The organism is Natronoarchaeum philippinense (genome assembly GCF_900215575.1).
In the GTDB taxonomy this organism is placed as follows: Archaea; Halobacteriota; Halobacteria; order Halobacteriales; family Natronoarchaeaceae; genus Natronoarchaeum; species Natronoarchaeum philippinense.
In genome coordinates this window covers 577000-590818 of the sequence record NZ_OBEJ01000001.1, presented here as the reverse complement: position 1 = coordinate 590818, position 13819 = coordinate 577000, and the positions used below count along the sequence as shown (strand labels likewise).

The following is a 13819-nucleotide window of genomic DNA, read 5'->3' as shown; positions in this document are numbered from 1 at the left end:
GACCAGTCACAGCATCGACCGAAACTCAGCCAGCGGCGGGAACCAGAACGTCTCGTCGGCGTCGTCGTCGCGGACGATCGGCCGAACGTCGCCGAGTCGACCCAAAAGCGGCGTCTCGACGCCGCCGCGCCGCGAGCGATTGACCAGCGAGCCGGCCGCGAGCCGGGTGAACGCCGGCACGACGAGCACGTCGGCGCCGTCGTCGCTCCCCTCGTCAAAGAGGTAGCAGGGACGCCGTTGGCCTTCGATCCTGATCGCGGGGTGGACGTGCCCGCAGACGTACAGCCCGGCGTCGGCCTCGGGCGGCTCGTGGCCGTGCAGGACGACGGCGCCGTCGCCGCCGAGTCGGTGCTCGTCGGTGACGGACACGGCGTCGATGCCCTCCGCGACGGCGGCGTGGAGCATCGTATCGTGGTTCCCGACCGCGATAGAGAGGTCAGCGCCAGCACCGTGGATTGTCTCGGCGAGGTCGGCCAGCGACGCGGCGACGCCGTCGGGGAGCCGGTCGAACGCGTGGAGCGCGTCGCCAGCGACGACGACCTCGTCGGGCTCGAATCTCGCCAGCAGCGTCTCGATTCGCCCCTCGATGTCCTCGCGCTCGCCGACGGGTAACTCGACGTTCGAGTCGGCGTCCCGCCCGAGATGCAGGTCGGCACAGACGAGCGCGTCCGCACCGGGCAGGTAGACCGCGCGGTCGCAAAACTCGGCGTCCAGCGAGGGCATTCAGTCGTCGCCCGGATCGGCGGCGTCGACCTGTCCCACGGTGCCGGCGTCGTTAGAGGGTGCAAGTTCGGACTGGAGGTCGTACTCGGTGCCGGTCAGCACGAACAGAATCTCGTCGAGGACCGCGAACAGTTCCGGAAGCACCCGAACCACGAGCAGGGTGATGCCGACCAGCGCGAGCACCGACAGCGTCTGGGAGATCAGGTGATGGGAGACGTAAAAGGAGGTCACCATCGACTCGCCGGCGAGCGTGTCCGTGATCGTGTTGAAGATCGGGTAGTCGAACCAGCCAAGCGGCGCCGCCAGCCCGACGAACACGTTCCGGGCGAGGTTGGCGATCCAGATGACGCCGACCGCGAGCGCGAACGCCTTGGCTTTCCGGGCCAGCGGCGCGCGCACCGCAAGAATCGCGCCGCCGAAGATCGAGATGCTACCAATGCCGGTACACGAGAGCACGATGTACGTCGAGTACCCCTCGAAGGCAAAGCGGCTCTGGTAGCCGTTCTTGCCGGTCTCGATGCCCGGCGAATAGCCGAGCAGTTCCATTCCGAAGTGGGCCTGCTGGGCGACCGTCTCGATGAGGAACACCTTGACGGCTGGAATCGTCATCGCGGGCAGGTACAGCAGTCCCATCATCGCAACCGCCCGCGAGAGGATCAACAGCGAGTCCCGGCCCGTGTAGAGCAGGTACGCCGCGTACAGCGACAGCGGCAGTCCGGCGAGGCTCAGGACGCCCTCGATGATGCTCTTCGCGTCGAAGGCGAAGTACGGGAACATCAGCAGCCAGAACACGCCGAAGACGACCCACGCCGCGGCGCCGGTCGTCCGCGCGGTGCGCGTCCGGCCGGTCAGTTCGAGCGCGGCGGTGAGGAGGAAGGCGGCGATGGCGGCCCAGACGAAGATGTTGCGCGTCCCGGTCGCCCACAGCGACTCGATAGCGAGCGGGGCGGCTAGTTCCGTCGTCACGACAGGACGCAAGCGCTATCGAAATAAAGAGCTATCGGCATCGTGCGCGCCGGACGCGGCACCGTTGCTCTCGGTTACCGTGCTCTCGATCAGTCGGCGTGTTCCCGCGCAGTGTCGTAGGCGTCGCGGATGCGCCGAAACTCGGCTTCGTCCCCGCCCTGATCGGGATGGGCATCCTTGATCCGTCGCCGGTAGGCGCGCCGAACCTCCTCGGCGTCGGCGCTGGCGGGCACGCCCAGCGCCGCGAACGCCGACGCGACGCTGTGGTCGATGTCGGGGTCGGCGTCGACCGTCGGTGTCTCGAAGGGAAGCCGCGAGCCCAGACTGGCGCCGGGCAGTTCGTGCTCGACCAGCACCGGCTCGGTCTCGGAGCCGTCGAGTCGGTAGAACGTTCTGGCGTCGAACGTGATCGCCACGTCGCGCTCGGGCAGATAGAAGCGAACCCGTTGCCCGTCGACGGTGGCGTCCTCGACGTAGCGCTCGCCGATGCCGTCGAGGTAGCTTCGGATCTCGGAGACGCGTCGCTCGGCGCCCTCGCGTTCGGGGGCGTGCTGGCGGTCATCGAGGGGCGGGAACAGCCACTCGCCGGCGGCGAACGCGGCCGCGATCAGCAGCGACGCCGCCGCTGCGATCCCGAGGCCGACTATGAGCCACTCCGGCAGCGCTGCGATCGCCTCCCACACATCGCCGCTGTTCGGGACCGACGCTAAAGAAATTCTCGGCGGACGATTCCGGCAGCCCCCGGCGACGGCCGAAACACTCAACCCTCGCGTCTCGTCAGTCGTAGGTAGACAGTGCGACGACGAACGTTCCTCGGCGCCGTGGCCGGAGCAAGTGCGGCAAGCGCTGGTTGTACTCAGTTAGCCGAGACGGTCGACCGGGTGACCGAAGGCTCTCGGATCGAGGAGGTCGGCGGCTCGGGCCACCCGTGGGACGGCGAGCCGATCACGCTCGGCATCGCTTACGAGGACGGGCTCGAGCGGTCGAACTTTCCCGAACTCACCGAGGCCGCCGCGACGTTCTGGGAGGGCAACGACGACGAGTACCTCGACTATCAGGTCGAGTACGTCCTCGACGCCGACGCCGCAGAGCCGGACGTGCTGGTGACGCTCGTCTCGGAGATCACGACCTGCGAGCGCTCCAGCGAGGAGTATCAGGTCGTCGGCTGCGCGCCGCTGATCACCGGCAACGCGCCCGACACCGCGACCGTCCAGATCCTGTCGGGCTACTCGGACGAGCTTACCCGGACGACGATCACGCACGAACTGGGCCACACGCTGGGGCTGGGCCACGACGACGAGCCCGCCCGGATCATGTCCGGTGATCCCGCCGACCGCATCCCGAACTACGAGACGCGGCGGGCGTCCCACGACGCGTATCTCTCGGGACTGCGCTCGTTCAACACCGGCAATGAGAAGTACCAAGACGGCAGCGATGCCCTCGAGAACGAACGCTGGGCCGAGGCGAGCGAGGCGTTCACCGACGCAGCCGACGCGTACCGCGCCGCCGAGAACTCCTTCGAGAGCGCACGGGCGAATGCGGCCGAAATCGGCGTCGAGGATGCGGTCACGATCTGCGATGCCGCCGAAGCTAAGTCGGTCGACTTCCGGAAATCGTCGACGGCGTGGAGCGACGCCGCGACGGCTCGAAGAGAGGGGAACTACCTCGAATACCAAAACCGGTCGGACGACGCCCGAGACCATTACGACGCCTCTCAGGAGCACGAGATCCGCAACAGCGACAAGCTTGCTGTCGCGCTCGGACTGCAGTAAGCCCGCCGGGTTCGGCGTCCCGCTGCACCGGCAGCTGTGTCGCCGATCTCAGCCGCGTCGGCAGCCCGCCGCCATTCCGCAACTACTGTAACCGATGGCCCCCCAGCAACGCCTATGACTACGTCGAGCGCTCCCGGCAAGGTGTACCTGTTCGGGGAGCACGCGGTCGTCTACGGCGAGCCGGCGGTGCCCTGCGCGATCGAGCGGCGCGCGCGAGTCACCGTCGACCGTCGGGACGACGACCTCCTGCGAGTCCACGCCGACGACCTCTCGCTGGACGGATTCACCGTCGAGTACAGCGGCGCGTCGGAGGGCACGCCGGACGTTGCGGTCTCGGAATCGCTGATCGACGCCGCGATGGGCTACGTCGACGCCGCCGTCGAGCAGGCCCGCGCCGCCGTCGCCGAACGCCGCGACGACGGGCCTGATCCCGAGACGATCGGCTTCGACATCACGATCGAGAGCGAGATTCCGCTGGGTGCCGGACTGGGATCCTCTGCCGCGGTCACCGTGGCCGGGATCGACGCCGCGACGCGGGAGCTCGGCGTCGAACTCTCGCCCGAAGAAGTCGCCGACCGCGCGTTTCGCGCCGAGTACGACGTGCAGGACGGGGAAGCCTCCCGCGCGGACACGTTCTGCTCGGCGATGGGCGGGGCGGTCTGGGTCGAGGGCGACGAGTGCCGAACGATCGAGACGCCGGACCTGCCGATCGTCGTCGGCTTCGACGGCGGCGCCGGCGACACCGGCGCGCTGGTCGCCGGCGTCCGGCAACTGCGCGAGGAGTACGGCTTCGCGGCCGACACGGTCGAAGCGATCGGCGACATCGTCCGCGAGGGCGAGCAAGCCCTACAGAGCGGCGACGTGGCCGAGCTCGGCCGGCTGATGAACTTCAACCACGGCCTGCTGGAGGCGCTGGGCGTCTCCTCGCGCTCGCTCGATCGGATGGTCTGGGCCGCCCGGGACGCCGGCGCGGAGGGCGCAAAGTTGACCGGCGCGGGCGGGGGCGGCTGCGTCGTCGCGCTCGACGAGACGGACGAGACGGGGACTGCACTCCGATTTACGCCGGGCTGTGAGGAGGCGTTCCGCGCCGAACTCGACCGGGACGGCGTGCGCGCCGAGCCCGCGACCGACGGCGGACAGTCGGAGGGCGACGCATGACGACGGTCCTGAAACTCGGCGGCAGCGTCGTCACCGAGAAGGACCGCGACGAGACGGTCGACGGGCCGGCGCTCGACCGCGCCGCAGACGCCGTCGCCGCCGCGCGCAACGGCGCCGTCGACGACCTCGTGATCGTCCACGGCGGCGGCAGTTTCGGCCATCCAAACGCGGCCGAATGGGGCGTCACGACGGACGACGGGACGCACGATCCCGACGGCGTGCTGGCGATCCACGGCGCCATGACGACGCTGAACAAGTTCGTCCTCCGACGGCTGCGCGACGCCGGCGTCCCCGCGGTGCCGGTCCATCCCTTCTCGGCGGCCCATCGCGACGCTGACGCCGACCTGACGCTCCCGGCCGGCCAGATCGAGACGCTCCTCGGCGAGGGGTTCGTCCCAGTCTGCCACGGCGACGTGGTCGGCCACGTCGGCGAGGGCGTCACGGTGCTCAGCGGTGACGAGATAGTGGTCGATCTGGCAACACAGTTGGATGCCGATCGCATCGGCGTCTGTTCGACGGTCCCCGGCGTGCTCGACGCCGACGACGCCGTGATCCCCGAGATCGAGACGTTCGACGACGTGGCCGACGTGCTCGGCGGGAGCGACGCGACCGACGTGTCCGGCGGGATGGCAGGAAAGGTCCGGGAGCTGCTCGCGCTGGACGCGCCGGCGTCGATCTTCGATCTGGACGCGCTCGCGGACTTTCTCGCCGGCGAGCGTCCGGGGACGACGGTCGAGCGGGCTGATTGACGGCGATCAACTGGGCGGTTCAGGCGTCTTCGTACTCGTCAGGAAGATAGGTAGCCACGGCGTCGGGCGCGACCGAGACGACGAACGGCGCCAGATCGGGGAGACGCTTCCGGACGGCGGCGTACACCGCCGAGATGACCAGCGCGACGACGACCACCGTATCGAAGGGGCCATCGAGCACGAGCCACAGCGGGACGCCGAGACCGACGCCCAGCAGGAAATCCTCGGGGGCGCCGTCGTACCTGATCCACCGCCGCGGCGAGCGCCAGTGTCCGCGATAGTGATCGTACACGGCGCGCTCGGAGGTGCCCTTCCACGGCCGGAGTTCGAGGCCGCCGCCGAAGGCGTCCATCTGGCAGTGGATCGCAGCAGCCAGCAGCCCGACGCCGAGGGCGACGGTTGCGGGCGTCGTGACGGCGGCCGCGATCACGAGCGTCGGAAGCGCGAGCGCGCTGAAGTACACTGGGAAGTGAAGCGTCCGTCGGTGGGCGGTGTACATGTCCGCGTCCGGAAACGCCCCGCCGACGGCGCCGCCGACGAGTGCGGCCGGTCCCAGTTCGGGAGCCACGAGGAGCACTGGCGCTGCCAGCGCCAGCCCGACCAGCACGTGTGTCGTCAGCATCATATACGCGTTCAACGCGCTCCGGGAAATTAAGACCGTCGTCGACCGAGTGGTGCGTTCACACCTCTCTAGCGGGTGTTTTCCGGATTATTTGAACGCATTTGAAGCGGAACGTCTCGTAAGCCACGGCTTTTTAAACCATGAGCGCATAGCTTCGCACAACACGACCCGCGGGTAGTAGCGTGCGTCTGTGACGCGCGCTGCGGGCGGGTGCGCGGCCGACGTGCTGTAAGACGCCGGGGTCTCGTTCCCGTTATTCGCGGGTGTTTGTGTGAGCGCATCGCCACGCACGTGGCTTTGAATGCTCGGATCAACTATGGAAGTCGAAATAGCAACAATAGGCGGTTACGAGGAAGTCGGGCGGCAGATGACGGCAGTGCGAGCGGGCGACGACGTCGTCATCTTCGACATGGGTCTGAACCTCTCGAAGGTTCTGATCCACGACAACGTCGAAACCGAACGGATGCACAGTCTCGACCTGATCGACATGGGCGCCATTCCGGACGACCGGATCATGAGCGACCTCGAGGGCGACGTGAAGGCCATCGTGCCGACCCACGGCCACCTCGACCACATCGGCGCGATCAGCAAACTCGCTCACCGATACAACGCGCCGATCGTCGCTTCGCCCTTTACGATCGAGCTGGTCAAACAGCAGATCGAAGGCGAGCAGAAGTTCGGCGTCGAGAACGATCTGGTGAAGATGGAAGCCGGCGAGATGATGAGCATCGGCGACTCCGGCAAAGTTGAGCTGGAGTTCGTCAACGTCACGCACTCGATCATCGACGCGATCAACCCGGTTCTCCACACCCCGGAGGGCGCCGTCGTCTACGGGCTTGACAAGCGGATGGATCACACGCCCGTCATCGGCGACCCGATCGACATGGAGCGGTTCCGCGAGATCGGCCGCGAGGGCGAGGGCGTACTCTGTTACATCGAGGACTGTACGAACGCCAACAAGAAGGGCCGCACGCCCAGCGAGAGCGTCGCGCGCGAGCACCTGAAGGACGTGATGTACAGCATCGAAGACTACGACGGCGGCATCGTGGCGACGACGTTCTCCAGCCACATCGCGCGCGTCTCCAGCCTCGTCGAGTTCGCCAAGGACATCGGCCGTCAGCCCGTCCTGCTCGGCCGCTCGATGGAAAAGTACTCCGGCACCGCAGAGCGCCTGAACTTCGTCGACTTCCCCGACGATCTGGGGATGTTCGGCCACCGCAAGTCCGTCGACCGGACGTTCAAGCGGATCATGAACGAGGGCAAGGAGAACTATCTCCCGATCGTCACCGGCCATCAGGGCGAGCCCCGCGCGATGCTCACCCGAATGGGCCGCGGCGACACGCCCTACGAACTGGAAGAAGGCGACAAGGTGCTGTTCAGCGCACGCGTCATTCCGGAGCCCACTAACGAGGGCCAGCGCTACCAGTCCGAGAAGCTGCTGGGCATGCAGGGCGCCCGCATCTACGACGACATCCACGTCTCGGGCCACCTCAACCAAGAGGGCCACTACGAGATGCTCGACGCGCTCCAGCCCCAGCACGTCATCCCCGCTCACCAGGACATGAGCGGCTACTCCTCGTACGTCAATCTCTGTGAGAGCGAGGGGTACAAGATGGGTCGGGACCTGCACGTGACCCGGAACGGCAACCTGATTCAGCTGGTCGAGTGACATGACTGACCCCGAGGCACGCGAGAAGCGGGTGCTCGACGCCGTCAAGCAGCGACGCGAACGGGTCAACGACGCCATCCCCGAGGAGCTACCGATCACTGATCCCGAGCGGCTCTACGAGGCGTCGCGCTACCTGCTCGACGCCGGCGGAAAACGGCTCCGACCGACGGTGCTGTTGCTGGTCGCGGAAGCCCTCGCGGACGCCGACGCGGACGATGTCGACTACCGGTCGTTCCCCTCGCTTAACGACAGCGTCGTCGACGTGATGGCCGCCGCCGTCAGCGTCGAAGTCATCCAGTCGTTCACGCTGATTCACGACGACATCATGGACGACGACGACCTGCGGCGCGGCGTCCCCGCGGTTCATCGGGAGTACGATCTCGAAACGGCGATACTGGCCGGCGACACGCTGTACTCGATGGCCTTCGAGATCATGCTCGAGACGGGTGCACCGGCCGACCGGACCGTCCGCGCGCTCGACGTACTGGCGTCGACCTGCACCAAGATCTGCGAGGGGCAGGCCTTAGACGTCGAGTTCGAGACGCGCTCGGAAGTGCTGCCCGAGGAGTATCTCGAGATGGTCGAACACAAAACGGCCGTGCTCTACGGTGCTTCGGCCTGCGTCCCCGCGCTGTTGCTCGGCGCCGACGACGAGACCGTCGAACAACTGTACGGCTACGGCATCGACGTCGGGCGTGCGTTCCAGATTCAGGACGACGTGCTCGACCTGACCGTTCCCAGCGAGCAGCTGGGCAAGCAGCGCGGCAGCGACCTCGTCGAAGGCAAGCAGACGCTGTTGACGCTGCACGCCCGCAATCAGGGCGTCGACGTCGACTCGCTGGTCGACGCCGAAAGCGTCGAGGCCGTCACAGAGTCGGAGATCGATGACGCCGTGGCCGAACTCGAAGCCGCGGGTAGCATCGACTACGCTCGCGAGACGGCCGCCGACCTCGTCGAGTCCGGCAAGGACCGTCTGCAGGTGCTTCCGGACAACGAGCAGCGATATCTGCTCGAACAACTCGCGGACTACCTGATCGAACGCGGCTACTGACCCGAACCCCGTTTTTTCACGCAACCTCGGTAGCTCGTAGCTCGGCGTCGCAGTACGGACAGGTCGGATTGTCGACTGACGGCGCGTACGCAAACGTCTCCTCGCAAGTGCCACACTCGTAGAGCCGCCCGTCGCTGTGGCCGCCGACGGCCGATCGGAGGCGCTCCACCAGCCCCATGTGGACTAGTTCGGCAGATCCGTCCTTAGTTATTGGTAACGGCTAACACACAAGTATGGGTAGGTGATTATGCTCTCGTCTACAGGATATCTTCCGGAAGATGAACTGTCAGCGGTTCTCTGGCCCCATTTGCGACACTTCTCGTTAACCGGCGCCGGAGGAGATTTGATATATCGAAATGTGGTTTACACGTTGCAACTGGAACGCCCCAAAATGATATTCAATCACCATTACCTCCCAAAACCGCTCTGAAATCACCGGTAAATCACCGGCATGCGCTACTTTTACTCACCAAAGGCTCAGATCCGGCGTCGCAGCGGCAACGAAGCACGCGCTTCGAATTACTAGTCCAACAGCGAGTAGATCTTGCCCTCGTATGTCTCGCGGACCCGATCGCCCCAGTTGTGGGTGTACGTGTCGATCACGTCCTCGGCAACGTCGCCGCGGAGGTACTTCACGATCCCCCGATCTCCCGTCTCGCTGCGCAGATGCGTGGTGAAAAAGTGCCGGAAGTAATGCGGTGTCACGTTCTCGGCGGCGCCGCCACCGGTGCGATACCACCCCCGATCGCGGGCATGGTCCGTGACGATTCGGTGGACCGTGTCGATCGAGAGCCGCTGGCCCCACCCGTCTCGCGTGCCGACGAACAGCGGTTCGGCCGGCGACACGGCGTCCGGGCGGATGGCCAACCACCGAACGAGGATTGCCGAAAGCTCCTCGTCGACCGGAACGACCGTCTCGCGTTTTCGCTTGTTCGATTCGGTACGGCGTTCGCCGTTGACCTCGACGCCTTGTCGCGGTTTCGGCGAAACGTAGAGCGATCTCGGTCGCCCATCGATCGTCGCTCTGACCGGCGCGTCTTCGGCGTCCGGCGCCGCAGGCAAGTGTAGATCCCTGCGGTCGAGATTGCAGAGCTCGCCGGCTCTGAGTCCCGTCTTCAGCAAGGTAACGATCACTGCCCTATCCAGCGGATGTTCGATACCGCGTACGAACGCCTGCATCTCGGGGACCGAAATCTCCCGCCGCGCCGGGTCAGTGTCGATAGACTCGTCCATCTGCTCGACGACGATCGTCATCGGGTTCGCGTCGAACACGCCGACCTGCGTCATGTACCCGTAGAACCGGTGGAGATACGAGGCGTAGGTGGCGATCGTGCTGTCGGCCAGCTCGCCACGCTTCGTATGTACCCACTCCATACAGTCTCTGTGTGTCGCTTCATCGACCGTCAGACCGCTCGTCGTTCGGGCAGTTCCCTCTGTGAGAAACGCCTCGAAATCCCGCAGCACGCGCTCGTAGGCGTCCTGTGTCCGCTCCGTCTTCCCGTGATACCCTACGTCCTGCAGGAAGTACGCGACCGGATCCTCGACATCCTCGGTGTCGGTCTGGACGCCCCCACTCATGATCGGTCGGCCAGCGTGTACCCGCCTTCTCGACCGCTGTAGCGGACTCGATTCTCCGATTGTAGTTCCTGAATCGCCTCGTCGAGTTGCCCTTCGATGTCGTCGGTCACGGCGTCGAGGAGATCGTCCCACGAGAGCACGCCCTCGCGGTCGAGCACTTCGAGCACTCGGTTGGTGAGTCCCGGCGTGCCACCACCGCGGGGCTCAGAGGACCCCGTCTTCCCGGTCTCAACCCCAGGGGTTACGTCCGTAGAAGTGGGTTCCTCGCTAGGTCGGTCTGAGGAATCCGGAACATCGTCGGATTTCCGACCGCTCGGTGCCTCCTCACGGGTGATTTCGGCGTCCTCGGACGGCGAAAACCCACTGCGGCCGGCTTGGACCATCGTTCGGACGAACTCGCTCTGGCTCATGCCCAACTCGTCGGCGTGGTCGGCCCACCGACGCTTTTGATACGCGGGGACGTACGTCTTCACGGCCGTCCGGGACGTGTCCACGTCTCGATCTGTCGTCACGACGACGACCGAGGAACCGCGACCCCATCAATGTTACCATAACTGCAGATAAGGTATGTTATTCTGTTTTGTGGAGCCAAATATTGGGCTCTATTGTTGAATTATGGCACCACAAAACTGGCGTCTGGTACTAGGAATACGGATAAAATACACCTCGCTCGATAGTTCGTCCGTGACACTGCACGTCTCTCGCAAGAAATATCACTATCTACTCATTTTGATTCGGTTGCCTTCCGGCTCTGTCGAGGGGGCTGAAACATGCGCCACTGTTGCCCAGATCGGATTGGGTTCGATCAGCAATACTCGATTTGATGCAGTACGATTCGTAGTTTCGCCATGGCTCTCATCCAATCAATGCTCGCGGACTGAGCTATCATCCCGAACCCAGCACGTGCCGGCACAGCAACTGAAACAGTTCGTCGCAGGAGAGATCTGTGTTGTCTTCTGGCGACACCGGTGATTGCCGTACGACCGAGCACGGGTGTGGAGATCCCCTCTCGATTCTCATACACAGGGGTGTGATCCCCACTGTGGCAGCTCGCAGGCAGTCTTACGTTCGGCATCTATGACGGCGGCGATGGATCACTGCACCCACGCCGATGGCATCGTGTAGCGCCCCGGCCACAGGTTTAGATATCCGATTGCTCGTGTTAATGAGCGTGGACGATGCCGTGGCCTGCACTCGAGACGACGACACGGGCCACGTGTGGCAGGCCTAGTAGTCGGCGTCACGCTTCGACCAGAGCGGCTGAGTGGCGCCTTTCGGCGGCGAAACGGTTGTCAGTTAGGGAGAGACAGCGGTTGCGCGCGGTCTGATACCACGCATTGCCTCGTCGGAAGCACGACTGATGAATCTCATTTCGATATATACAATTGCGTGAAGCTCCCTTCCAGCCGAGTACCGACATTCGAGGGTCGGCGTCCGACAGTCAGTCGTCGTCCGATGTCGAAAACAGGTTTTCGGAGGCGTTTCTCGGTCCGTTTTTCTCTCCGAATCCGGCACTCAGCACGCGTGTCAGCGCGTCCTCGACGGATTCGTCCGTTTCGATCACGTCCTCTTGGTCGACCTCCACGACGACGCCGCTGGTCACGTTCGGTGAGGTGGGGACGAACACGACCGGATTACCCTCGTCGGACTCTTGGCCCGTCTGGAACCCCGTCAGGCGGAGGTCGCCCCACAGTTCGAGTTTGACGGGCCGCTCCAGACCGTCGCTGTTCATCACGGCCGTTTCGACCGCCATCTTCGAGGCGTTATAGACGACGCGAAGGCCGGGAACGCGATTCATCATGGAGTCGAGTCGCATCGACAACACCGTTCCGAGCGCCGTGCGCATCAGGTAGCCGATGCTGAACACGCAGGTGACGATCAGTAGTAGGCTGAGCGCCACCCCGGCCACCGGCGGCTGGACGCCGTCGACCAGCGGGAGGGCGGCGAGCCTCGTGTAGAGCCACCGAACCGCGGCGACGAGGACGAGAATCGGAAGCAAGACGACGAGCCCGCTCCCCAGATCTCGTTTCAGCCAGTCCATACGAGGTAGTATCCACACAGTCTCATTAGCGTTCTCGTCGAGTCACGAGAGTCGGCCGGCGATGTCGGCTTCCGTGATGATGCCGACAGTCTCCCCGCGATCAGTCACCATCACCGCCTTGTAGTGTTCGAGCAGGCTCGTAATCTCGTCGAGCGTCGTGTCCTCGGAGACGGTCGGGAAGCTCTCGCTCATGAACTCGCGGACGGATTCGGCGCGGTCGTCCTCGTCGGCGTGGACCAGATCGCTCTGGCTGATGCTGCCGACGGGGATGCCGTCCTGCAGAACGGGAAGCTGGGAGTAGGCCTCCTCTTCCATCCGATGCACGGCGACTCGCAGCTCGTCGTCGGGGGCGACCCGGATCACGTCCTCGTGCATGAGGTCTTCGGCGCGGACGATCCCCGTCTCTGCTTCCGCCAGCGCGTTGACGATCCGCCGCAGCGTCGAGAGCCGGGGGTCGACGTCACCGCCCTCGATCCGGGCGATCAACGGCTGGGAGACCTCGGCTCTATCGGCCAGTTCGCTCTGGGTCAACCCGAGTTCGTTCCGGCGCTCCCGGAGATCGGCCGGCGTCGGCAGTTCCATACACCGGATTACTTTGGGTTATATTAAAAAAGCTTGGATCGGGACACCGAAACGGGGCCCCTACTCGGCGCGATCTGCAGGACTAAGACTCGAGTTCTTCGTCGTCCTCGTACTCGATCGTCTCGACGACCGACAGCGGAACGTCCCGCAGCGCGCCACCGACCTCGCTTTTGGCGATTCGCTGGGCGTGCTCGGTGCTGTCGGCGTTGAACACCTTCATTTCCAAGAGAAGACCGACCAGCGCGGTGTCGGCGGCGATAAATGCAGAGTCGAACGGCTCGCCACATGCCGGACACCCCGTCGCACCCACTTCGACCTCGACGTAGTCCATGCTCTCTTCGTTCAGGCGCTTGCCGGCTTCGCTGACCGCGACGCCGATCGCGTCGTCGATCTCGCCGACATCGCGCACCAACCATGCCGCTTCCATCGCAACGAGGTAGTTGCTCATACCTACACTTCTGGCCGGGGGTTCTCTTGCTTTGTGGTTCGGTCGTGTCGCGCCGCGCCGCTGCGCACGCCACGCAAAAGGTCGCTATAACTTATGGAAAAGCCGATGCTCAGCGAGCGCGTTCGTACCTGTGACTCGGGGCCGTTGGCGGGTGCAGTTGAGGAGTTTACAAGCATAGTTGAATCGCAAGACTGCGGCAACCTCAATCGGAGGAGATCGTTCGTTATGTAATCTAAATTTAGATAGTCTTATATACGGCAATGGTCCAGCAGCGTATCGAAGTCAGATGATCGAACGGGTGTACCGATCCAGCGTGTTTGCCCTGTACCAGATGACCATCGCGCTCGGCATCCTCGCGATGCCGTTCGCGCTCGCCGCCCAGCGGACCGCCGGCCGAGCGCCGCCGATTCACCGGGCCGTCGAACGGCTCGAGCGAACCTACGAGGACGCGAAGCCCTAA

Annotated in this window: 16 protein-coding genes; 6 read left to right on the top strand and 10 right to left on the bottom strand. The window is 64.8% G+C overall.

Going from position 1 to position 13819, the window contains the following annotated elements; genetic code table 11:
* Positions 1-6: 6 nt before the first annotated feature.
* From CRO01_RS03015 to CRO01_RS03005, 3 genes are all read right to left on the bottom strand, one after another.
* On the bottom strand, positions 7-723 hold the full coding sequence (locus tag CRO01_RS03015) for a metallophosphoesterase (protein ID WP_097007627.1): 717 nt from the start codon (positions 721-723) through the stop codon (positions 7-9).
* The gene (artA, locus tag CRO01_RS03010) at positions 724-1689 is read right to left on the bottom strand and encodes an archaeosortase A (protein WP_218839114.1); all 966 of its coding nucleotides are present in this window, start codon (positions 1687-1689) and stop codon (positions 724-726) included.
* An 89-nt stretch (positions 1690-1778) separates the two neighbouring features.
* Positions 1779-2372, bottom strand: coding sequence for a J domain-containing protein (locus tag CRO01_RS03005; protein WP_245838491.1), 594 nt, complete (start codon positions 2370-2372; stop codon positions 1779-1781).
* A gap of 111 nt (positions 2373-2483) precedes the next feature.
* Between CRO01_RS03005 and CRO01_RS03000 the strand changes: the two genes are divergently transcribed.
* The 3 genes from CRO01_RS03000 to CRO01_RS02990 all read left to right on the top strand — a co-directional run bounded on the left by CRO01_RS03000 (position 2484) and on the right by CRO01_RS02990 (position 5368).
* Entirely contained in the window at positions 2484-3461 is a 978-nt protein-coding gene (locus tag CRO01_RS03000; protein WP_143824891.1) for a hypothetical protein, read from the top strand.
* A gap of 114 nt (positions 3462-3575) precedes the next feature.
* Positions 3576-4619, top strand: coding sequence for a mevalonate kinase (gene mvk / locus CRO01_RS02995; protein WP_097007624.1), 1044 nt, complete (start codon positions 3576-3578; stop codon positions 4617-4619).
* Positions 4616-5368, top strand: coding sequence for an isopentenyl phosphate kinase (locus CRO01_RS02990; protein ID WP_097007623.1), 753 nt, complete (start codon positions 4616-4618; stop codon positions 5366-5368). The genes mvk and CRO01_RS02990 overlap by 4 nt, the downstream gene beginning before the upstream one ends.
* Positions 5369-5387: 19 nt before the next feature.
* Here the strand turns inward: CRO01_RS02990 and CRO01_RS02985 are convergent, their stop codons facing one another.
* Positions 5388-5993, bottom strand: a complete 606-nt coding sequence (locus tag CRO01_RS02985; protein WP_097007622.1) for a metal-dependent hydrolase — start codon at positions 5991-5993, stop codon at positions 5388-5390.
* Between the two features lie 313 nt (positions 5994-6306).
* Between CRO01_RS02985 and CRO01_RS02980 the strand changes: the two genes are divergently transcribed.
* Both CRO01_RS02980 and idsA3 read left to right on the top strand, forming a co-directional pair.
* A complete protein-coding gene (locus CRO01_RS02980; protein WP_097007621.1) occupies positions 6307-7659 on the top strand; it encodes a ribonuclease J in 1353 nt (450 codons plus the stop codon).
* Between the two features lies 1 nt (position 7660).
* Complete coding sequence (gene idsA3, locus CRO01_RS02975; protein ID WP_097007620.1) at positions 7661-8710, top strand: geranylfarnesyl diphosphate synthase; 1050 nt, start codon at positions 7661-7663, stop codon at positions 8708-8710.
* A gap of 16 nt (positions 8711-8726) precedes the next feature.
* Here idsA3 and CRO01_RS16470 read toward each other — a convergent pair whose 3' ends face one another.
* The 6 genes from CRO01_RS16470 to CRO01_RS02950 all read right to left on the bottom strand — a co-directional run bounded on the left by CRO01_RS16470 (position 8727) and on the right by CRO01_RS02950 (position 13359).
* Complete coding sequence (locus tag CRO01_RS16470; RefSeq protein ID WP_179747380.1) at positions 8727-8888, bottom strand: hypothetical protein; 162 nt, start codon at positions 8886-8888, stop codon at positions 8727-8729.
* A 344-nt stretch (positions 8889-9232) separates the two neighbouring features.
* Positions 9233-10288, bottom strand: coding sequence for a tyrosine-type recombinase/integrase (locus CRO01_RS02970; RefSeq protein ID WP_097007619.1), 1056 nt, complete (start codon positions 10286-10288; stop codon positions 9233-9235).
* Positions 10285-10800, bottom strand: a complete 516-nt coding sequence (locus CRO01_RS02965) for a DUF5805 domain-containing protein (RefSeq protein ID WP_218839113.1) — start codon at positions 10798-10800, stop codon at positions 10285-10287. Before CRO01_RS02965 ends, CRO01_RS02970 begins: the two co-directional genes overlap by 4 nt.
* A 929-nt stretch (positions 10801-11729) precedes the next feature.
* A complete protein-coding gene (locus CRO01_RS02960) occupies positions 11730-12329 on the bottom strand; it encodes a DUF502 domain-containing protein (RefSeq protein ID WP_097007618.1) in 600 nt (199 codons plus the stop codon).
* A gap of 42 nt (positions 12330-12371) precedes the next feature.
* Positions 12372-12911: a CBS domain-containing protein gene (locus CRO01_RS02955; protein WP_097007617.1), complete on the bottom strand. Its 540-nt coding sequence runs from the start codon at positions 12909-12911 to the stop codon at positions 12372-12374.
* An 82-nt stretch (positions 12912-12993) separates the two neighbouring features.
* Positions 12994-13359, bottom strand: coding sequence for a DUF555 domain-containing protein (locus tag CRO01_RS02950; protein WP_097007616.1), 366 nt, complete (start codon positions 13357-13359; stop codon positions 12994-12996).
* 286 nt (positions 13360-13645) lie between these two features.
* On the opposite strand from CRO01_RS02950, the gene CRO01_RS16465 reads away from it, so the two are divergent.
* Complete coding sequence (locus CRO01_RS16465) at positions 13646-13819, top strand: hypothetical protein (protein ID WP_179747379.1); 174 nt, start codon at positions 13646-13648, stop codon at positions 13817-13819.

Coding starts and splice junctions, on each gene's coding strand:
- CRO01_RS02955 (WP_097007617.1), bottom strand. CDS start 12,911: ATGGAACTGCCGACGCCGGCCGATCTCCGGGAGCGCCGGAACGAACTC.
- CRO01_RS02980 (WP_097007621.1), top strand. CDS start 6,307: ATGGAAGTCGAAATAGCAACAATAGGCGGTTACGAGGAAGTCGGGCGG.
- mvk (WP_097007624.1), top strand. CDS start 3,576: ATGACTACGTCGAGCGCTCCCGGCAAGGTGTACCTGTTCGGGGAGCAC.
- CRO01_RS02985 (WP_097007622.1), bottom strand. CDS start 5,993: ATGATGCTGACGACACACGTGCTGGTCGGGCTGGCGCTGGCAGCGCCA.
- CRO01_RS02970 (WP_097007619.1), bottom strand. CDS start 10,288: ATGAGTGGGGGCGTCCAGACCGACACCGAGGATGTCGAGGATCCGGTC.
- CRO01_RS02990 (WP_097007623.1), top strand. CDS start 4,616: ATGACGACGGTCCTGAAACTCGGCGGCAGCGTCGTCACCGAGAAGGAC.
- CRO01_RS16465 (WP_179747379.1), top strand. CDS start 13,646: ATGATCGAACGGGTGTACCGATCCAGCGTGTTTGCCCTGTACCAGATG.
- CRO01_RS02960 (WP_097007618.1), bottom strand. CDS start 12,329: ATGGACTGGCTGAAACGAGATCTGGGGAGCGGGCTCGTCGTCTTGCTT.
- CRO01_RS16470 (WP_179747380.1), bottom strand. CDS start 8,888: ATGGGGCTGGTGGAGCGCCTCCGATCGGCCGTCGGCGGCCACAGCGAC.
- CRO01_RS03015 (WP_097007627.1), bottom strand. CDS start 723: ATGCCCTCGCTGGACGCCGAGTTTTGCGACCGCGCGGTCTACCTGCCC.
- CRO01_RS02950 (WP_097007616.1), bottom strand. CDS start 13,359: ATGAGCAACTACCTCGTTGCGATGGAAGCGGCATGGTTGGTGCGCGAT.
- idsA3 (WP_097007620.1), top strand. CDS start 7,661: ATGACTGACCCCGAGGCACGCGAGAAGCGGGTGCTCGACGCCGTCAAG.